We start from the raw sequence: 18700 nt of genomic DNA, 5'->3' as shown, positions 1-18700 counted from the left end.
CAAACATCACAGGTTGTGATTATTTTAAATATAAATGGTTTTGTGCAAGCTCGATTGAAATCGCCCCCACATTACCTGCACCTTGGGTCAATAACAAGTCATTGGCCTGTAACACTTGTTTCACAATATTCGGTAGATTGCCGTCATTTGGATCGACCAAAATTGGCTCAACCTGACCACGCAAACGAATACTGCGTGCCAAAGTACGGCTATCTGCCCCAACAATTGGTTTTTCACCCGCAGGATAAACATCGAGCAATAACAATTGATCGACTTGTGACAACACTTCCACAAAGTCATCAAAACAGTCACGGGTGCGACTAAAACGGTGTGGTTGGAACAACATCACCAAACGGCGATCAGGATGACTTTGACGCGCAGCTTTAATGGTGGCTTCCACTTCTTTCGGGTGATGTCCGTAGTCATCTACCAATTTCACATTGCCGTCTGCTACCTCAAACTCACCTTGTACTTGGAAACGACGACCGACACCGCTAAAGCCTTCTAAAGCACGGCAAATTGCACCATCAGAAACGCCTTCATCGGTGGCAATTCCAATTGCAGCCAAGGCATTCAATACGTTATGCAGCCCCGGTTGATTCACCGTCACGCGTAACGGTTCGCGGTCTTTACGCAGTACAGTAAAGTGTGTGCGCATGCCGTCTTGATCGACATCAATGGCACGAATATCGTTGTCTTCATTAAAACCATAGGTCAATACAGGGCGCCCGATACGCGGCATGATTTCACGAATATTGGCATCATCACCACACACCACAGCCAAACCGTAGAATGGCAGTTTGTGCAAAAATTGAATAAAGGTATCTTTTAAGGTATCGAAACTACCACCATAGGTGTCCATATGGTCGGCATCAATATTAGTCACCACAGCCGCCATGGGCTCTAAGAATAAAAACGATGCATCAGATTCATCGGCTTCTGCCACGATATAACGGCTCGCACCCAATGCTGCATTGACCCCAGTACGGTTTAGCAAGCCACCAATCACATAAGTTGGATCCATGTTTTCTTCGGCCAACATACAGGTGATTAAACTGGTAGTGGTGGTTTTACCATGTGTACCCGCGACTGCAATACCATGACGGTAACGCATCAACTCGCCCAGCATTTCAGCACGACGCACCACAGGAATACGGGTGTCAATTGCTGTTTTAATTTCTGGGTTTTCTGGGTCAATTGCAGTAGACACCACCAACACATTGGCGCCTTTAATATTCTCTGCCGCATGCCCAATATAAACCTTGATGCCATTTTCTTCTAATTGCGCTGTGGTTTTTGAAGCTTTGATGTCTGAACCCGACACTTTATAGCCTTGGTTTTTCAAGACTTCGGCAATACCACACATCCCCGCGCCACCAATACCCACAAAATGAATGTGTTTGATACGGCGCATTTCAGGCACTTTGATTAATTTTTTCGCTTGATCAGCGGGTGTAGATGGAGACATATTTTACTCGAACAATGCTTGAATAAGACGAACCACGTGTTGAGTTGCATCAGGCTGCGCCTGCTGACGGGCTTTGACCGCCATTTCAGACAACAATTGACGATTCATTAACGGGGTTAATAATGTTGTTAAACTTTCAGGTGTCATGCTAGCTTGCGGACAGATTTTTGCTGCACCAAGATCGGCTAAAAACTTGGCATTGGCAGTTTGGTGATCATCCACCGCACTAGGCAATGGTACAAATACTGCTGCAACACCTGCAGTCGCGACCTCGGTTACCGTGAGTGCGCCCGCACGACAAATAATTAAATCGGCATCACTATAGGCTTTGGCCATATCTTCAATAAAAGGCTGTACCTCAACCTGTAAATGGTCAGGCTTGTGTGCATAACGTGCCTGCGTCGCATCGGCATGGTTTTGCCCACATTGATGATAAACATCTAAAGCGACATTTAGTTGCTTTAACGCTTCAGGTACACATTCATTTAAGGCTTGTGCACCTAGTGAACCACCCACAATTAAAATACGAATTGGCAAGCCTGCTTTTTCACGTTCCTGATAGCGCCATGCAGGGCTTAAGGTCGCAGTGATTTCTTCACGAACAGGGTTGCCTGTGGTGACAATTTTGTTACTGTTTGGAAAGGTATTTGGGAAAGCCTGACACACGGTTTTTGCCACACGTGACAATTGAGTGTTGGTAAAACCCGCAACTGCATTTTGTTCGTGAATCAGCACAGGAATACCCAAAGCACGTGCTGCCAAGCCACCCGGCCCTGCCACATAACCACCAAAACCTGCAACAGCATCAACTTTTAATTGCTTCATGTAACGCACAGCACTGAGCGTTGCGCCTAAAATTTTAAATGGTGCAGCCAGTTTACGGATCAAACCGTTGCCACGTACACCTTGAATATTAATTTGGTAAATTGGGATATTATGATTTTTAAGCAGACGATTTTCCATGCCCGTTGGGGTCGCCAACCATGACACTTGAATCCCTTGTTGCTGTAATTGTTTTGCGACGGCCAAAGCGGGAAAAACATGTCCACCTGTACCTGCGGCCATCATCATGACATGTTTAGGCTGTTGTTGCTGTGCGTCAGTCACGGTTTAATTCTTCAACTCAAAATAAGGCAAATAAAAATCTTGTATAAGCTATCAATTGTAATCACAAACGCATGGGCTTGAAAGGTTATTTACTTTTTTTCACCAAGTGCTTGATTGTTTTTTTCTACAGATTTTCAAGTTTAAACTAGTTTTATTATTAATCTACGGAAAATGTTAAGTTTTATTCAATTTTACCTGCTTTGATTGATCTATTTTGCAAAGTGTTTAAGTTGTTTTTTGTATCCACGTCTCTAAAAACAAGGCCGCTTTCAAATAGAAAACGGCTTTTGTATTGATACAGTGAACATAAAGCCCAAACTTAGTTGGGACGACCTGCTTCAAGTACGGTAAATAAATCATCGGCAATGGATGTACCAAACTGTGCATCAATTTCACGAATACACGTTGGACTGGTCACGTTGATTTCAGTGACATAGTTGCCAATCACATCTAATCCGACAAAAACCAAGCCTTTTTCACGTAAAAATGGCCCGACTTTGGCGGCAATGGCTTTGTCATTTTCAGTCAATGGACGTGCTTCGCCTAAACCACCTGCAGCTAAGTTGCCACGCACTTCGCCATTTTGTGGAATTCGTGCCAAACAATAAGGCACAGGCTCACCATTAACCATGAGGATGCGTTTATCACCATCTACAATTTCTGGAATATAGCGCTGCGCCATGATTGGCTGAGTGCCGTTGTTGGTCAGAATTTCAATGGTTGAGCCAATATTGACCCCATCTTGGTACAAACGGAAAATTCCCATGCCGCCCATGCCATCGAGCGGTTTAACGATCACATCACCATGTTGCTGAATAAATTCACGAATCAGGCTTTGTTGTGAAGTGACCAATGTCGGAACTTGTAGTTCTGGGAATTGAGTCGCAAACAGCTTTTCATTACAGTCACGCAGGCTTTGCGGCTTGTTGATGATCCATGCGCCTTCGCGTTCAGCTTGCTCTAAAATATATGTGGTATAAACGAAATTCATGTCAAAAGGCGGGTCTTTACGCATGAGAATGACATCATAATCAGCTAAGGATTCTTTGCGTTTTTCGCCCAATTCGTAATAATGGTTATAGTCTTCAAAGACTTTGAGCGGAGCAATCAGACCAAATGCCTTGCCCTGATCAATATATAAGTCTTGCTGTAATGCATAGCCCAAGGTATGCCCACGACGGCTTGCCGCCCATAACATCGCCATGGTTGAGTCTTTTTTCAAATTGACACTTTCGATGGGATCCATCACAACAAGTACGCGCATATTTCGGTGCTCTTTTGAAGAATTGAATAAGCAAAAGTATAGCGGAGTTTGGCTTTGGTTTTGCTGCAATTTTCGTAACGCTTTATCCACGATCATCATGCACTTAGGAGTATGCGATGCAACAAGCGATTATTGATTTTCATTTAGATGAAGAAAATGATTGGGTCGCAGATTTGGCCTGCGGTCATGGGCAGCATGTGCGGCATAATCCACCGTGGCAAAACCGCCCGTGGGTAATCACAGAGCAAGGGCGCAAGGAAAAGTTGGGGGTGATGCTGGAGTGTAAGAAGTGTGAGGAGGAGACTGAGTGAATACGCTTAGGGAGACTGTAAATAAAACTGTGTAAACGCTTAAACTATCCCTCAACGCTGTTGGGGGCAACACAGGTGTTTACCATGAAAGATGAAGCAATGCTGGCATTGGCAAAAGAATTTGCCAAGAACTTAAAAACAGAAGCTGACCTGAATAATTTCAGTAAAGCTCTAAAGAAACTCACCGTTGAAACTGCACTCAATGCTGAACTGACTGAACATTTAGGCTATGAGAAGAATAGTCCTCGTATAGGCAAAAATACACGTAATGGCTATACAACCAAACGGCTATTTACTGATGATGGTGAATTTGAACTAGACACGCCTAGAGATCGTGATGGCACTTTTGAGCCCCAGCTGATTAAGAAGATGAGAAGCAGCGCTTCGCAAGGCGTATCACACAAATGGATAGCCAAATCCTATCCCTATACGCCAAAGGCATGACGACACGAGATATTGTTGCCACATTCAAGGAAATGTACGATGCGGACGTCTCCCCAACGCTTATTTCCAAAGTGACGGATGCAGTTAAAGAACAAGTAATAGAATGGCAAAATCGACCATTGGATGCCCTTTATCCTATTGTCTATATGGATTGTATCGTGGTGAAAGTGCGTCAAGATAGTACGATTATTAACAAAGCGGTGTATCTAGCATTAGGTGTCAATACAGACGGACAGAAAGACTTATTAGGTATGTGGATGTCAGAAAACGAAGGTTCTAAATTTTGGCTCTCAGTCCTTACAGAACTGAAAAATCGTGGTTTAAAGGATATTCTGATTGCCTGCGTAGATGGACTGAAGGGCTTTCCTGATGCGATCAATACAATTTACCCTGATACGCATATTCAGTTGTGTATCATCCACATGGTACGCAACAATCTTAAATATGTGAGTTGGAAAGACTACAAAGCTGTCACAGCCGATTTAAAAAAAGATATATCAAGCTGTTACAGAAGACGCAGCCTTACAAGCTTTAGATGAATTTGGACAAAAATGGGATGAGAAGTATCCTCAAATCAGCAAGTCATGGCTTGCCAACTGGTCGAATCTCAACACGTTTTTCGCTTATTCTATGGATATTCGCAAAGCGATTTACACGACGAATGCGATTGAATCATTGAACAGCGTTATCCGCCATGCAACCAAGAAAAAAAATCTTCCCAACTGATGATTCCGTGAAAAAGGTGGTATATTTAGCAATTATGGCAGCAAGCAAAAAATGGACGATGCCTATTCAGAATTGGAAAGCTGCTATGAATCGCTTTAGTATCATGTTTGAAGAGCGTGTAACCAAGTATTTTTAAAACTGTATTTACACAGAATTATTTATACCCTCCGCTTAGATACTCAGTGTTATTCATACCACAAATGTCTCCTTTTAAGTCGTGCGTGTATAGCATTCTTCGCTGCCATTAAAGGGCGATCTGGTCTCATCCATGGAACTCGAGAACTTGTGGTGCATCGCACTATGTTGTCGTGTATGACGTTAAAGACTCTGTTCATATTTTAAGAATTTTGCATACATCACAACAGTAGGGTTAGGTTGATGTATTTACGCACTCCTGAAAACCAATACAACAAAGATCACTGGTAACTAGCGATCTGTTCAATCGCCAACTCATAAGAACTTTCAAACTGATATTTCAGCGTTTTATCTTGAGTAGAATGAATAAAATCTTCCATTTTTTGTCTATATTCTTCATGTCCTGCCTTATACATCGCGAGTAAGTACCCCCACTCACCATATAAATATTCAGAGTCATTTTTAGGAGTGACTTTCAATGTCTTTTCCAGCAATGACGCTACTTGGGCATAACATTTTTCATATTCATTTTTAGGCTTTTTAGCGTAATAGCTCAACTCACATTGAGTCAGTAAACGTGCTTCGCTAAACCTAGTTTTTAACATTTTACTATTTAAATCATAAGCTTCTTTATACATGGCTGTGGCTAAGTAAATCTGCATTTGCAACTTTTCTCGCTCGGAATCATTCTTAATTTTGCTTATTTCAGACAAGCTATCTTTCATTACCTTATTCGCATGTTCTCTTTCCCTAAAATTCAAATTATGAATCGTATCTTTATATTTTTTTATAATAGATTGATCTTCTGCAGAAAGACTCTGGGCAGCTTCACTATCTTGAGTGAGTTCAACTTCACCATGATGTGTATTATGTCCATTAGATGAGCAGGCAGTGCTTCCGAATATCAAGAAGGCTGTTAAAAAAATAAGAAAATTCTTCATCTAACTTCCCTTGCTGCGGAATTTAAAGTAAAGCTGTGGGTTGTAAAACTGGGTATCGGGGTAACAATTCCACCGCTAAACATCAATACATATCCAAGATCTAATTCAACCCTCAATAGGAGTAAATCAGGCTCAGGCAAGGTAATGTTACAGAAACCTACTGGTTCTTTTCCTCGCTCAATACTCCAAACCCCACCATCAGACTTCAATTCTTGTATTTTTAATAATTCAGATTTTCTATTTTTTTCTTTATAGAGTCTTAGAGTTGCATAAGGAGTGATTTTATTTGCATCATGTTTTACAACTGGCGGGTGATATGAAACTGTTATAAACAGATTCTTTTTCTTTAAAATAGATGTAACGATAAAATCACATGCTCCTGAAACTATTTGTAAAACACTCCCCAATAGCCCTTTTTTATCTTCATCGTATGGAGGAATTCCTGTTTTAAATTTTACATAATCGGTTTTATTAAACTCAATATAATAGTTCTCATACTTCCTCTTATTTGTAAAACTATTTATTAAATTCTGTTGAGCACTTATAGGCAGAGTTTGCTCAGTTTGAGGATTAGAAACTATATGATAATTAGCATTACTCCCACCAACAACATGCGACTGTTGCGGCTGAATAATAGCACCGCATGTTAATTTATCCCCGACATAAGCAACTGGCTTACCATCAAAGATAATATGGTCATGGCTTTTAATCACTGAAGACCAACATTTACATCTTGGACAGAAATGCCCATCGCCCGCTCTAACAAAAGAATTGCCCATTTGAGAATTTCTTATCTGAGTAGCTAGAATACGACCACCATGATTAGTTGGTGCATTATGAATAGCAAAACCTCTCATAATCTTAATCCTTATAGTTTAGTCATGACTAAGAGAGTTCTGAAATGTTAATTGATCTTTAAAAATGCATATTGCCACCGAATTGTTAAAAGTATCAATAATTTCATCGCCATTCTTTAATTGACTACTGACCAATAGAGCAGTGATACCTTCAACAACTTTTAAGATTTGCTCAATCTCTTTTGAGAACATCTGTTGTTCTAGTGTTTTGATAAATAATTTGTATAACGAAGTTGATCTTGTCATTTTTGAGTTCGTATATGTTTTTATTATATAATGCGAAGTATAACAAACTTTTAAATTAGTAAAAAATCATAGTACTTTTCTCATATTAAATTTTAATGTGATTTAAAAATACAAAATTTGTCTCACCCCTCAGTCGGGCTTTTTTATTATTTATTACATTTCATTATATTATTAAAAATCAAACTGAATAAAAGCGAAAAGGAAGCTCTCGCTTCCTTCTCCAAAACAACTTAAATCCCATACTTCACACGGTACGCTTCCATTTTCGCCAAGGCATCTTTTTCACCTTTAGCATCCAAATAATTCATTAAATCTTTCATGGTAATTAAAGCATGCACAGGAATTTCCAACTCTTTTTGCACTTCCTGAATAGCAGACAAATCGCCCTGACCTTTTTCTTGACGGTCTAAAGCCACCAATACGCCCGCAATTTGTGCGCCTGCATTTTTCAAAATAGTCACCACTTCACGAATAGCCGTACCCGCAGTAATCACATCATCAATAATCCAAACTTTTTTGCCCTCAACCGCAGCACCCACCAACACACCGCCTTCGCCATGATCTTTGGCTTCTTTACGGTTAAACCCCCACGGCACACTTACGCCATGATTTTGCGATAAAGCCACTGCTGTAGCTGCCACAAATGGAATACCTTTATAGGCAGGCCCGAAAATAACATCTACATTTTTGCATTGCATGAGTTGATCTGCATAGCCCGAAGCCAATAGCGATAAAGCTTCGCCATCATTCAACAAACCTGCGTTAAAAAAATAAGGACTCACACGACCCGATTTTAAAGTAAACTCACCAAATTTAAGCACACCACGTGATAAGGCGAGTTCGATAAAAGCTTGCGGGTTAAATTGAGCTGGCGATGTCATGAGGTGCTCCAAATTAATACATTGAGGTAAGACCTGAGCATGATACCAAAGAGTAGCTATCCGAGTGATCAAAAAATTCTTCGAGTGGTTTCAATTAACGTCAATGGGTTGCGTTCATCGGTAAGCAAAGGCTTACTCGAATGGTTGGAAAAGTCTGAAGCAGACGTGATTTGCATGCAGGAAAGCCGCATCACCCACGCCCAATGGACCGATAAATTTAAGCCTGAAGGCTGGCACACGCATCTTTTCCCTGCAGAACGCGCAGGTTACGCAGGGACAGCCATTTACAGCCGTTTGCCCTTTGTTTCTGTGCAAAATGGTTTAGGCTTTGAATTGGCTGATTCTCAAGGCCGCTTTATCAGTGCTGAATTTGATGTAGGACTGGATCACCCAATTTACATCTGTTCACTGTATTTGCCTTCTGGCTCTTCAGGTGAAGAAGCGCAAATGCGCAAAGATCACTTTTTAGAAGAGTATCAAAAAATTCTAAAACAGTGGCGTGAAGAGAATAAATCGATCATTGTCTGTGGTGACTACAACATCGTACATAAACGTATTGATATTAAAAACTGGTCGGGTAACCAAAAGTCTTCAGGTTGTTTACCGCATGAACGTGCATGGTTAGATCATATTTATAATGACTTGGGCTATGTCGATACCTTCCGTGAAGTACGCCATGAAGCAGAGCTGTATTCTTGGTGGTCAAATCGCGGGCAAGCACGTGCCAAGAACGTTGGTTGGCGGATTGATTATCATGCCTGCTCACCCGACTGGAAAGCACGTACTGTCAATGCTTGGGTGTATAAAGACGAATGGTTTAGTGACCATGCTCCTGTGATTATTGATTATAAGATTTAGGGTCTATTGACATTTCATAAATGGTTTGCGCTGTAGGCTAAAACTGAGCAGATCAGGCATGAAACGCAGGGAATAGTGGGTCTATTGCCAAGTTTCATAACGCAATCTGAGAAAGTTTTAGCCACAGCCTGAGCAAAAACAAGCACTGCTTTGTTTGCAGCGCAAGGCGCAGCGAAGGACGAGCATATTTTTTTGCTGCTATTGCGTTATGTGCCAGTCATTTAGAATGGCTAAATTTCCTGTCCCATGCCTTATATCAGCTAAAAATATGCGTCGTCGCAAACATAGACGAATTGTCAATAGTCCCTTATTCACACAAATTTCACAGCCTACACGAGTGAACAGTTGTTCACTCAACTGAGGTTCAATTCGCACATAATCTGTCGACTTTGTGTATTTATCTTCAAGTCGATTCAGCGCATTATTGCATCACGGCAAAGAGACAGTCAGGATGACACAAAAGGATTGGAAGCCGAAGGATGGAAAATAAACTAACTGGTTTTGGTTAGTTTCAAGGATGTAACAATGGACGTTAAAATGAGACCCGCATAATCAGGATGATTAAATGCGGGTTTTCTCTTTTTATCATCTTATTTTCTGTTTTGCGCTGTTACTGTTGTTCTTCACTGTATTTTTTATTTTCACTAAAGTCTGTTCTTATCAAGTTTTTCATTTTTTTCTGTTTATGCGTCCCATTTTAGAGCGATCAAGTGTCAATTTGGTGACATCGGTATGACGTATTGATGACACATACCATTTAAACAGCCAATCATTGTTCACTGCAAGTTTCTAGCACTTAGCGCTGTTTTGGGCTAGGCTATAGCCAGTTTGATGATATTAACGTGAAAAAAATATGTTAAAAATTTATGGGATTAAGAACTGCAATTCAATGAAAAAAGCCTTCGATTTACTCAATGAATTGGGGCTAAGTTATGAGTTTCACGATTATAAAAAACAAGGGATCGATGCCGACACTGTCAAAAGTTGGTTAGATGCGCTTGGGCAAGATGTAGTACTGAATAAAAAAGGCACCACTTGGCGCAAACTCAGCGAAGCAGAACAGCAAGCTGCTTTGGCCAGTGAAGCCAACTTAATTGAAGCACTTTGCACTCACACCAGTTTAATTAAACGTCCTGTCTTAAAAACTGAATCAGGCTTTATTGCAGGTTTTGATGAAACGGCTTATCGTGCTTTAGGTTAAATTTAAAAAATACCAATAAAAAACCTGCTCACATGGAGCAGGTTTTTTTATATCCTGTGCAATATGATTTCAACTGCACAGGTGGAATACATGCTTAGTTCGCACGAATCCATGTTTGGTTACGACCCAATGCCGCTACACCAATGAAACCACGCAATTCCAGTTTCTTACCACCATCGGCAAGTTTACCTTTTAGCTTGTAGGTTTTACCTGTTTGCGGGTCAAGAATTGAACCACCATCGTAGCTCGTGCCGCCTGTATTTTTCAGACCGCGAACAATGGTCAAACCTTTGAGTGATTTGTTGTGATACGGACCTTCACATTTTGTACAGGCATTTTCTTCACCAGGCGTTAAAATTGACTGAATGCTTGCGGTTAAAGTTCCATTTTTTTGCTCAGTAAATCTTACCGTGGCTTTGGGTTGTTTGGTTTTGTCGTCAATTGTTTTCCAAACTGTGCCGTTAAGCGGATCTGCAGCATTGGCCAAAGCGCTTAAACCTAACAGCCCGAATGCAAGTGCAATTTTTTTCATTGTTTTGTTTCCCTGGTCTACTATCAGACAACTTTATTATTAAAAAGTCACAACAAATTTGCAATTTTTGAATGTGACCGTTTAGTGTACCCTTGTAAATTATGTTGGTAAATACACAAATATCCGATCAAATAAAGAACAAGATGGAAAAATCATGAAGATTAACCCCATGTGGAAACAAATTATTACAGAGCAGTTTTTAAAAACCACCATTCGCAAACCAAGCCAATTTAATTTACCCCCCAATTCTGTACGTTTTGCACTAGAACAAATGTGCCGTTTATTTCCCATGCAAAAGTCGGTGCAGGTACGCGCGCTGCGTTTAGCAGGTCTGCATGCCGAAGAATTAAAACCACAGAATGCTGCAACACAGCTCATTTTTCATATTCATGGCGGGGCTTTTTTTCTGGGTTCGTTAAATACCCATCGAGCATTTTTGAGTCAAGTTGCGGCACGCACCCAAATGCAAGTGATTCATGTCGATTATCCGCTTGCACCTGAGCATCCTTTTCCACATGCTTTGGAAGCCGTGTTTGATGTCTATCAAAGTCTGTTGGCGCAAGGTATACACGCCAAAGATATTATTTTGTCAGGAGATTCTTGCGGTGCAAATTTAGCGTTGGCGCTAGCTTTAAAAATACGTGATGAGCAATTGCCGCAAGTGAGTGGCTTAATGCTGCTGTCACCATTTTTAGATTTAACCCTCACCAGTGAATCCTTGCGTTATAACAGCAAGCATGATGCCCTGCTGTCAATTGAAACGCTGGAAACAGGCATTGATTACTATGTACCGCCTGAACTTGATCGGGCAGACCCGCAAATTTCGCCATTGTTTGATGATTTACATGAATTACCACCAGTTTTAGTACAAATTGGCTCTAAAGAAATTTTGCTGGATGATGCAACACGTTTTAAAGAAAAAGCCGAACAGGCAGGCGTAGAAGTGCATTACAAACTCTACACGGGTATGTGGCACAATTTTCAAATGTTTTCACCGTGGTTTGAAGAAGCCAAACGTGCATTGGCAGATTTAGCAGAGTTTGCACATCGGCAAGATCAGAGCTAAGTTCAACCATAACAAGGCTTTGCTAACCAACCCTTTTAGCCGATCCATCTATATAAAAAAAGCTCAGCACCCTCAAGGCACTGAGCTTTTTTTATTGAAATAGTGGGTTAAATCGCCTGAATTTTTTGCATCGCATTGGCAACAGCTTGGTCTTTAAATTCCGACATACTCACCCCTTCAGCGCGAATAATTTCTACATCATTCACCCCTGTAAAGTTGAAGATGGTTTTCAAGAAATCTTCCTGAAAATCAGCAGGGCTATTATCACCATACACACCGCCACGGCTGCTGGCGATATAGGCTTTTTTCTCACCCGCCAAACCTACAGGCCCTTGCTCGGTATATTTAAAGGTTTTACCTGCCACGCTGATGCGATCAATCCATGCTTTTAAAGTTGAAGTCAAACCAAAGTTATACATGGCTGCACCCACCACCACGACATCGGCATCAATATATTGTTGGATGATTTTTTCACCCAAAGCCGCTTGTTCTGCATCCTGCCCCATTAAAATTTCGGCAGTTAAGTGCGGAATCGGCTGTTGTGCCAAATCTAAATAATCGACCTGTGCATTGCTATTTTTTGCAGTCAATTGTTGCACAATCGCTTGGCTTAACTGACGTGAAACTGAGTTTTCACCTAAAATACTCGAGTCGATGTGTAAAATTTTCATGGGGATGTTCCAATCTTGTATTCATTTAATAACGCTATTTTAATCGTGCAGCGTAAATAGAATAATTGGGAAAACTAAGACACTATGTTTTATTTTTGGAACAAAAAAGACCACTTTACCGCACAAAAACTTCCGCAGTATTTTTCCTAATCCTGCTTTTTCCAAGTCATTTTGCTGGTTTTTGATAAGGCTCTAAATAATTGACCCACATTGCTTCTTGTGATGCGGCGTGTACCCAAGCGCGCATAGCAGGATGCTGCATCACCCGCTGCATATAGTGTTGGCTGTTGGCACTTACAGGCAAGGCATAAGTCATAAAACGCGTCACCACAGGAGCATAAAACGCATCGGCAATGCTAAATTCACCACACAAGAAACCATCTGCTGCAGGACGTGCCGACCAAATGTGTTCAATGCGTGCCACATCCTGCCTTAAACCCGAATGTTCTTGCCATAATTTTGTACCCACTTCTGCTAAATTGGCGCGAATATTCATGCCACATAAACTGCGTAAATCGGTAAAACCACTGTGCATTTCTGCGCTGATGCTACGCGCCCAAGCGCGTTGCTGTACATCACGCGGCCAAAGTGCCTGTTCAGGATATTGCTCTGCCAAGTATTCGCAAATGGCGAGAGAATCCCAAATCAACATGCCCTGATCTAATAAGGCAGGCACTTTACCATTGGGGTTAATTTCTAGGACACGTTGTTTAAAATCGCCCTCGCCACGTTCACATGGAAAGTTCAGTTGTATTTCTTCAAAGGCTAAGTCAAATGCCTTTAGTACCAACCACGGGCGCATCGACCAGCTCGAATAATTTTTATTGGCAATGTACAGCTGCATCATGGCGATGATTCCTGTGTGGTTTGAAGTTGCTGCAGTTGATTTAACAAAGTGCTTTCGTTAAATGCACCCGTTAAACGTAGGCTGCGAATTTCTTGTTGTTGTGGATCCAAAAATAAAAAGGTAGGTGGCCCTAAAATTTCCCATTGATTCAACAAGGCTTGATGACTGGCATCGTAATGGCTTAAATCGAGTTTAATTAAATAAAATTCTGCAAGTGCCTGTTTTACGGTGGAGGATGTCAATACCTGCTGCTCAATCGGACGGCACGCCACACACCAATCGGCATAGACATCTATAATCATGCGCTGATTTTTCGGAGCTTGGGCAAGTAACTGTTTTAATTCTGTTGCAGTCGTTGCTCGGTGCCATTCTAAGACGGCATCGTTTTCCTGCTGCCAAAAACGCTGACTGTGTTGATATTGGCTATAAATCAGATACGGCACCACCACCAATAACGCACTCAGATAAATCGCCCGCAGCACGCCATGATAGCCACTCAAACGATGCAGCACATAGCCAACAAAGCTCAGTCCAAGTGCCAAACTAAGCCATTGCATCCATGCTTCACCCAATAAAGGACGAATAAAATACAATGCCAATGCCAACATAATAAAAGCAAACAGCACTTTGACTTGATGCATCCACAAACCTGCGCGTGGCAAAGCTTTTGCACCAAGCACACTGGCCAACAATAACGGCGTACCCATACCAAAACCGAGCGTAAATAACAGCAACGCCCCCTGCATCTGACTTTGGGTTTGTGAAATAAACAATAACGCCCCTGCCAGTGGTGCAGTCATACATGGGCCAACTAAAAGTGCCGACAACATGCCCATGAGTGCAGCACCTGCCAAATTACCGCCTTTTTGCATGGATTGTGCCTGATCGAGTCGATTGACCCAAGCACGCGGCAACTTGATTTCAAACAGTCCAAACAGATTTAAGGCAAACAGCACAAACAGCAAACTAAAAGCAATTAAAGTCGCAGGTTGCTGCAACCAGCGCTGAAAATTCAAACCTGCGGATGACGCAATTAAACCCAATATGGCATAGACCATTGCCATGCTACAGACAAAGACCAGTGCAATCGTCCACGCTTTGACACCTTTATGTTCACGCACCAACAAGGAGGTCAAAATCGGTAGCATCGGCAAGGAGCATGGGGTAAAGGCCAATAAAACCCCTAAACCCAAAAACAGCAGCAAGCCATAGGCAAACGAACTTTGTGCCAGTTTTTCTGACCATATTTGATCTTGTGCTGTGATGGGTTGTGCTGCTGCAGGACTTGTTGAAGATGCTAGCGTGGAGTTGGTCTGAGTTGTCGAAAACACATTCTGGGTTGGGTTACTGTGTCCACCCCACAGATTTTTTTGTGCTGCGCTTTGATTGTCTAAAATCACCAAACCAGTGCTGTCTGTCTGAAATTCAATGCGCTGTGGTGGATAACAAAGTCGATCTTGCGCACAACCTTGCCAGCTCACTTGATAGCGCTGTGCAGCCTGCGTGGGAATTTTAAAACTGACTTGTTGATAATAAACCTGAGTATGTCCATAGTTTTCATCATAAACATCTTCTGCGGGAGGCAACTCTAAAGCCAGTATTTGCTGTCCATGCTCAACCTTAAATTGATGCTGATACAAATAATACTGTTCAGGCATGTTCCAGCGCAGTTCGGCTTGCTGGGGATTGACCGATTCAACGCTAAACTGAAAGGCTTGTTCGGGTGGGAGTAAAGGTGCTTCTGCGTGTAGGCTTAACGAACACAGCAAAAATAGACTTGCGAGCAGACAAGATAAGCCCTGCGCCACATAACGTAAAATATCAGCCATTAGATCAACAGCAACTTGCCAAAAGGTCTGAAATAAGGACTGCTTCATGTTCTGCTCGCCTCGGCATGAACTTTATTAGGATGAAAACAGATCTGCAGCAAGCTTAATACTTAATAACTTTGGCCTGCTGCAGCATACAACGTATTTTAAAGCTTTAAATGGTTTCGATTGCTTAGAACAAAAACGCCATACCTAAACCTGCACGGTAACTTTTATCTGCACCGTCTAAATCTACACCGACACTGGCATCCAGTTGAGTGCGTTCATTCAGTGCGTAAATCACTCCCGAAATTAAGCCATATTCATTGTCCTGACTTTCAGCTTTGCGATAGACCAATTCTGAAAAACCTGACCATTGATCGCTTAAACGGTACTGAATATTGGGAATTGCTGTAACCGCCCAATCGCTATTTTGCACATCGTAACGCATGTTGATGCCTGTTTTTAACAGCTCGCTGTATTGATAGCTGACTGCCGTACCCAAGCTATAAATATCATCTTCTTCGCTAAAGCCATCATTGCCTGTGGCAATTAACGCTTGCAACAACACGGCCATAGAAAGTTTGTCATCATTTAAGTCAATGGCTTGTTTCAAACCAATGCTGACATCGCCCAAACCATCTTCTTCAACCGATTGACCTGCGGTTTTGCTTTTACTCCATGCAGGACCTTGCCAGCCCAGCTGTAACTCTAAATCTTGCGCCAAACCTGTACGTAACAGCATGTCAGCATTAAGGCGAGTGGTTTTAACTTTTTCGCCCGAAGCATCGTTACTTTCTTGATAACTTGCACTTGGCAAAGCTAGTTCCCAAGCCAACTTCCCTACAGGTGTAATACCCGTACTCACTCCTGCACCAGGACGATCAAACTCAAAATCTGCCGCGCTCACCTGCATGCTGATGCCTGCCGCCACGATTAACCCAACTGTTTTTAATACTGACATATTTTTATCTCTGCTCTTAGGCCAATTCTTTGCTCATTTTTGCGCCATAACGACGCAACAATTCTAAAGTCTGTTGTTCTTCTGGCAAAGCATCCGACCACTGAATTTCATCAAAATCACAATCAAACAATAAATCACTAATCGAAGATAAAATGGTTAAACCATCTTCATCTTTGCTGTTTGGATCGACTTTTTCATCCAATAAACGCTGCACTGCAGGAACACATGCTGCAGAAGCTGCATCCCACAATGGGCCGTAAATTTCTTCGGCATCCCATAAGTGCAAATTCACTTTGGCTTGAATCAATGCCTCTAAAATATCTAAATGCACTTGCAAATCTTGCTGTTTTTGCTGTTCTGTGAGTGGCTGACCTGCTTCGTATGCTTCGCAGACTTTTTCCCACCATTGAAATAAACCATCTGACCAGACTGAAATCACAGGGCCTTTTTCGGCATCCATAAAGTTAGGGTCTAAACCGTCTGCCAATAGGCGTTGCACTTGGGCAAGGTCTAATTCTTCTATTGCTTGCACCAAGACTTGTTGTTGCGCAGTTAACATGCAGAGAGCTCTCTTATTCAATGTTTAATTTAGAACTATTATGCCCAATAAAGCGACATTTGTATGAGATAAATGTCAGCAAATCGTGAATTTAGTGCATTGGCTACATGCAAACACAAAAAAGCCTCGCAAAATTTGCGAGGCTCTTGGAATCTGTCTGATCCTTATTCGTCGTCGCCACCAACATCTGTATCTACAAATTCTGGGCGAGCACCACGAGGATTTTCATTTTTCTCAAACGCATGTTCTAGGCTGCGTTTTAAACGGTCAATCGCACCGTGAATGGCTGTATCAATATTATGACCACGATGATTCACAACCACTGGTTTTAGACCTGCTGGACGTGCTTCAATCATACAACGAATATCGTCATCACCGCCTTTTTCACCATTTTCATCACTAAAATGCACTGAAAAATGGGTAATACGCTCACTGTGGCGTTGGAATTCATTATTCAGTTCTTCACGAACGTAACTAATTAATCGATCACTGTTTTGAATGTTTTTATCGGTACGGATTTCAATGTTCATGATTTCATCCTCTTGCGTTCGTTATTTCTGAATCTTGTTGTGCCAAAATCTTACACATAATTTTATATATATGTTTTGGCGTGTTTATAATGTGCTGTTTTTACAGCATAAAGTACATCTTCAACTTAGTTTGGAATCACTTCCTCCTACGTGAATGATGAACACTTTTAATTCTGCAGAACCGTGTCCCTATACCTTGAATATCGGGCCTATCTGAAAAATATGCAAGCAATATTTATAGAAAAGCAGCAAAAGAATAACCCTTTTATCACCAATTTCAGCTTAGATGCTCAATAAGCGATCAATTTGGATAGCACCATGTTGTTCAATCTATTGCCAATAAGAAACTTGATGCTTTTAAAGGGTTTAGTTACATCTGCAATATTCGCCTTTGCATTTTGACCATTGGTTTTAAATCGTTTAAAAAACACTCAACCCAAAAACTGATAAAAAACACCCAAAAATGACCCGTCAATAATCGAATTTTGCTTTATTTTTGCTAAAGAATCTGTATCCTTGAAACGCTTTTCTTGGGGTCTTATTTTATGAAATTTACACATATTGCTGCGCTATGCGCTCTCTCTACTGCTGCAACTTTTACGCAAGCTGCGCCAGTTTGGCAAGATTTTAGCATTACAGGTTTATATGGTGAGAATTATGCTCATCCTGTTGGCATGGTTGATGATTTAGAGCAAACCACTATTACTGCTGAATATGCTGCTGGTTTTAAATATGGTGATTTTTTTGCCTTTGCTGACCGTTCAAACAATGATGTAGATGGCAATGACACTTACTTTGAAGTATCACCACGCTTAAGCTTAGGCGCTGTTTCTGGTCAAAAACTTGCCTTTGGTCCAATTAAAGATGTTTTAATTGCAACCACTTGGGAAGGTGGCGAAGGCTTTAACAATTACCTATACGGTATTGGTTTTGATCTTGAGCTTCCATATTTCAAATATGCGCAATTGAACTTCTACAAAGCAGATAATGATAAAGATATCTCTCAAGATGATTATCAAATGACGTTTGCTTACGGTCTTCCATTTAAAGTCGGTGCTGAAGACTTTTTAGTAGATGGTTTCCTTGATTGGTCTACTGCAGAAGATGACCATGCCAGCGAACTCAACTGGACTACACAATATAAATGGAATGCAGGCAAACACATTTCGCCAAATACACGTTTATATGTCGGTATCGAACACTCTGTTTGGAACAACAAGTTTGGTATTAAAGGCGTAGATCAAAACGATGTCAGCGCATTGGTCAAATACCATTTCTAAGCTG

The 18700-nt window shown here is 41.4% G+C and carries 19 protein-coding genes and 1 pseudogene; 7 read left to right on the top strand and 13 right to left on the bottom strand.

What is annotated here, in order from left to right; all coding sequences use genetic code 11:
• Positions 1-19: 19 nt before the first annotated feature.
• From murC to gshB, 3 genes are all read right to left on the bottom strand, one after another.
• Positions 20-1468, bottom strand: coding sequence for a UDP-N-acetylmuramate--L-alanine ligase (murC, locus tag FTU66_RS07240; RefSeq protein WP_179990852.1), 1449 nt, complete (start codon positions 1466-1468; stop codon positions 20-22).
• Between the two features lie 3 nt (positions 1469-1471).
• Positions 1472-2575, bottom strand: a complete 1104-nt coding sequence (gene murG / locus FTU66_RS07235; RefSeq protein ID WP_104852726.1) for an undecaprenyldiphospho-muramoylpentapeptide beta-N-acetylglucosaminyltransferase — start codon at positions 2573-2575, stop codon at positions 1472-1474.
• 319 nt (positions 2576-2894) lie between these two features.
• Entirely contained in the window at positions 2895-3839 is a 945-nt protein-coding gene (gene gshB, locus FTU66_RS07230) for a glutathione synthase (protein ID WP_180112542.1), read from the bottom strand.
• A 116-nt stretch (positions 3840-3955) separates the two neighbouring features.
• Here gshB and FTU66_RS07225 point away from each other — a divergent pair, with 116 nt between their 5' ends.
• The 3 genes and pseudogenes from FTU66_RS07225 (at position 3956) to FTU66_RS13775 (ending at position 5688) form a co-directional block, all read left to right on the top strand.
• Positions 3956-4150: a DUF3565 domain-containing protein gene (locus FTU66_RS07225; protein WP_167846407.1), complete on the top strand. Its 195-nt coding sequence runs from the start codon at positions 3956-3958 to the stop codon at positions 4148-4150.
• Between the two features lie 84 nt (positions 4151-4234).
• Positions 4235-5456: pseudogene (locus tag FTU66_RS07220) on the top strand (IS256 family transposase).
• A gap of 172 nt (positions 5457-5628) precedes the next feature.
• On the top strand, positions 5629-5688 hold the full coding sequence (locus FTU66_RS13775) for a hypothetical protein (protein WP_373684820.1): 60 nt from the start codon (positions 5629-5631) through the stop codon (positions 5686-5688).
• Between the two features lie 48 nt (positions 5689-5736).
• On the opposite strand, the gene FTU66_RS07210 is transcribed toward FTU66_RS13775, so the two are convergent.
• The 3 genes from FTU66_RS07210 to pyrE form a co-directional block, all read right to left on the bottom strand.
• Entirely contained in the window at positions 5737-6396 is a 660-nt protein-coding gene (locus tag FTU66_RS07210) for a hypothetical protein (RefSeq protein WP_179996563.1), read from the bottom strand.
• Positions 6393-7253, bottom strand: coding sequence for a PAAR domain-containing protein (locus tag FTU66_RS07205; protein WP_180112541.1), 861 nt, complete (start codon positions 7251-7253; stop codon positions 6393-6395). The genes FTU66_RS07210 and FTU66_RS07205 overlap by 4 nt, the downstream gene beginning before the upstream one ends.
• A 476-nt stretch (positions 7254-7729) precedes the next feature.
• On the bottom strand, positions 7730-8380 hold the full coding sequence (pyrE, locus tag FTU66_RS07200) for an orotate phosphoribosyltransferase (RefSeq protein ID WP_096901637.1): 651 nt from the start codon (positions 8378-8380) through the stop codon (positions 7730-7732).
• A 39-nt stretch (positions 8381-8419) separates the two neighbouring features.
• Here pyrE and FTU66_RS07195 point away from each other — a divergent pair, with 39 nt between their 5' ends.
• Positions 8420-9238, top strand: coding sequence for an exodeoxyribonuclease III (locus FTU66_RS07195; protein WP_019838101.1), 819 nt, complete (start codon positions 8420-8422; stop codon positions 9236-9238).
• Positions 9239-10091: 853 nt separating this feature from the next.
• Positions 10092-10439, top strand: coding sequence for a Spx/MgsR family RNA polymerase-binding regulatory protein (locus FTU66_RS07190; RefSeq protein WP_179995430.1), 348 nt, complete (start codon positions 10092-10094; stop codon positions 10437-10439).
• Between the two features lie 94 nt (positions 10440-10533).
• On the opposite strand, the gene FTU66_RS07185 is transcribed toward FTU66_RS07190, so the two are convergent.
• A complete protein-coding gene (locus FTU66_RS07185) occupies positions 10534-10971 on the bottom strand; it encodes a DUF2147 domain-containing protein (protein ID WP_004974208.1) in 438 nt (145 codons plus the stop codon).
• Between the two features lie 154 nt (positions 10972-11125).
• Here FTU66_RS07185 and FTU66_RS07180 point away from each other — a divergent pair, with 154 nt between their 5' ends.
• Positions 11126-12037, top strand: coding sequence for an alpha/beta hydrolase (locus FTU66_RS07180; protein ID WP_004974206.1), 912 nt, complete (start codon positions 11126-11128; stop codon positions 12035-12037).
• A gap of 107 nt (positions 12038-12144) precedes the next feature.
• On the opposite strand, the gene FTU66_RS07175 is transcribed toward FTU66_RS07180, so the two are convergent.
• The 6 genes from FTU66_RS07175 to FTU66_RS07150 form a co-directional block, all read right to left on the bottom strand.
• Positions 12145-12708, bottom strand: a complete 564-nt coding sequence (locus tag FTU66_RS07175) for an FMN-dependent NADH-azoreductase (RefSeq protein ID WP_004974205.1) — start codon at positions 12706-12708, stop codon at positions 12145-12147.
• 166 nt (positions 12709-12874) lie between these two features.
• On the bottom strand, positions 12875-13555 hold the full coding sequence (locus tag FTU66_RS07170) for a glutathione S-transferase family protein (protein WP_131261214.1): 681 nt from the start codon (positions 13553-13555) through the stop codon (positions 12875-12877).
• Complete coding sequence (dsbD, locus tag FTU66_RS07165) at positions 13552-15384, bottom strand: protein-disulfide reductase DsbD (RefSeq protein ID WP_180112568.1); 1833 nt, start codon at positions 15382-15384, stop codon at positions 13552-13554. The genes FTU66_RS07170 and dsbD overlap by 4 nt, the downstream gene beginning before the upstream one ends.
• Before the next feature lie 172 nt (positions 15385-15556).
• A complete protein-coding gene (locus FTU66_RS07160; protein ID WP_180112540.1) occupies positions 15557-16327 on the bottom strand; it encodes a transporter in 771 nt (256 codons plus the stop codon).
• A 16-nt stretch (positions 16328-16343) separates the two neighbouring features.
• Positions 16344-16886, bottom strand: a complete 543-nt coding sequence (locus tag FTU66_RS07155; RefSeq protein WP_136144366.1) for an ankyrin repeat domain-containing protein — start codon at positions 16884-16886, stop codon at positions 16344-16346.
• Positions 16887-17050: 164 nt separating this feature from the next.
• Positions 17051-17416 (bottom strand): HPF/RaiA family ribosome-associated protein, encoded by a 366-nt coding sequence (locus FTU66_RS07150; RefSeq protein ID WP_004974190.1) that lies wholly within the window; start codon positions 17414-17416, stop codon positions 17051-17053.
• Between the two features lie 545 nt (positions 17417-17961).
• On the opposite strand from FTU66_RS07150, the gene FTU66_RS07145 reads away from it, so the two are divergent.
• Positions 17962-18696, top strand: coding sequence for an outer membrane protein OmpK (locus FTU66_RS07145; protein WP_180112539.1), 735 nt, complete (start codon positions 17962-17964; stop codon positions 18694-18696).
• The last annotated feature ends 4 nt before the right edge of the window (positions 18697-18700 follow it).

The organism is Acinetobacter sp. YH12131 (assembly GCF_013418635.1).
Taxonomy (GTDB): domain Bacteria; phylum Pseudomonadota; class Gammaproteobacteria; order Pseudomonadales; family Moraxellaceae; genus Acinetobacter; species Acinetobacter towneri.
This window is presented reverse-complemented; position numbering and strand designations above follow the sequence as displayed.

Excerpts from the sequence above, each read along its gene's own strand:
- FTU66_RS07170 (WP_131261214.1), bottom strand. The coding sequence starts at position 13,555 with ATGATGCAGCTGTACATTGCCAATAAAAATTATTCGAGCTGGTCGATG.
- FTU66_RS07225 (WP_167846407.1), top strand. The coding sequence starts at position 3,956 with ATGCAACAAGCGATTATTGATTTTCATTTAGATGAAGAAAATGATTGG.
- FTU66_RS07190 (WP_179995430.1), top strand. The coding sequence starts at position 10,092 with ATGTTAAAAATTTATGGGATTAAGAACTGCAATTCAATGAAAAAAGCC.
- murC (WP_179990852.1), bottom strand. The coding sequence starts at position 1,468 with ATGTCTCCATCTACACCCGCTGATCAAGCGAAAAAATTAATCAAAGTG.
- FTU66_RS07155 (WP_136144366.1), bottom strand. The coding sequence starts at position 16,886 with ATGTTAACTGCGCAACAACAAGTCTTGGTGCAAGCAATAGAAGAATTA.
- FTU66_RS07205 (WP_180112541.1), bottom strand. The coding sequence starts at position 7,253 with ATGAGAGGTTTTGCTATTCATAATGCACCAACTAATCATGGTGGTCGT.
- FTU66_RS07210 (WP_179996563.1), bottom strand. The coding sequence starts at position 6,396 with ATGAAGAATTTTCTTATTTTTTTAACAGCCTTCTTGATATTCGGAAGC.
- gshB (WP_180112542.1), bottom strand. The coding sequence starts at position 3,839 with ATGCGCGTACTTGTTGTGATGGATCCCATCGAAAGTGTCAATTTGAAA.
- FTU66_RS07160 (WP_180112540.1), bottom strand. The coding sequence starts at position 16,327 with ATGTCAGTATTAAAAACAGTTGGGTTAATCGTGGCGGCAGGCATCAGC.
- dsbD (WP_180112568.1), bottom strand. The coding sequence starts at position 15,384 with ATGGCTGATATTTTACGTTATGTGGCGCAGGGCTTATCTTGTCTGCTC.
- pyrE (WP_096901637.1), bottom strand. The coding sequence starts at position 8,380 with ATGACATCGCCAGCTCAATTTAACCCGCAAGCTTTTATCGAACTCGCC.
- FTU66_RS07180 (WP_004974206.1), top strand. The coding sequence starts at position 11,126 with ATGAAGATTAACCCCATGTGGAAACAAATTATTACAGAGCAGTTTTTA.
- FTU66_RS07195 (WP_019838101.1), top strand. The coding sequence starts at position 8,420 with ATGATACCAAAGAGTAGCTATCCGAGTGATCAAAAAATTCTTCGAGTG.
- FTU66_RS07150 (WP_004974190.1), bottom strand. The coding sequence starts at position 17,416 with ATGAACATTGAAATCCGTACCGATAAAAACATTCAAAACAGTGATCGA.
- FTU66_RS07185 (WP_004974208.1), bottom strand. The coding sequence starts at position 10,971 with ATGAAAAAAATTGCACTTGCATTCGGGCTGTTAGGTTTAAGCGCTTTG.
- FTU66_RS07175 (WP_004974205.1), bottom strand. The coding sequence starts at position 12,708 with ATGAAAATTTTACACATCGACTCGAGTATTTTAGGTGAAAACTCAGTT.
- FTU66_RS07145 (WP_180112539.1), top strand. The coding sequence starts at position 17,962 with ATGAAATTTACACATATTGCTGCGCTATGCGCTCTCTCTACTGCTGCA.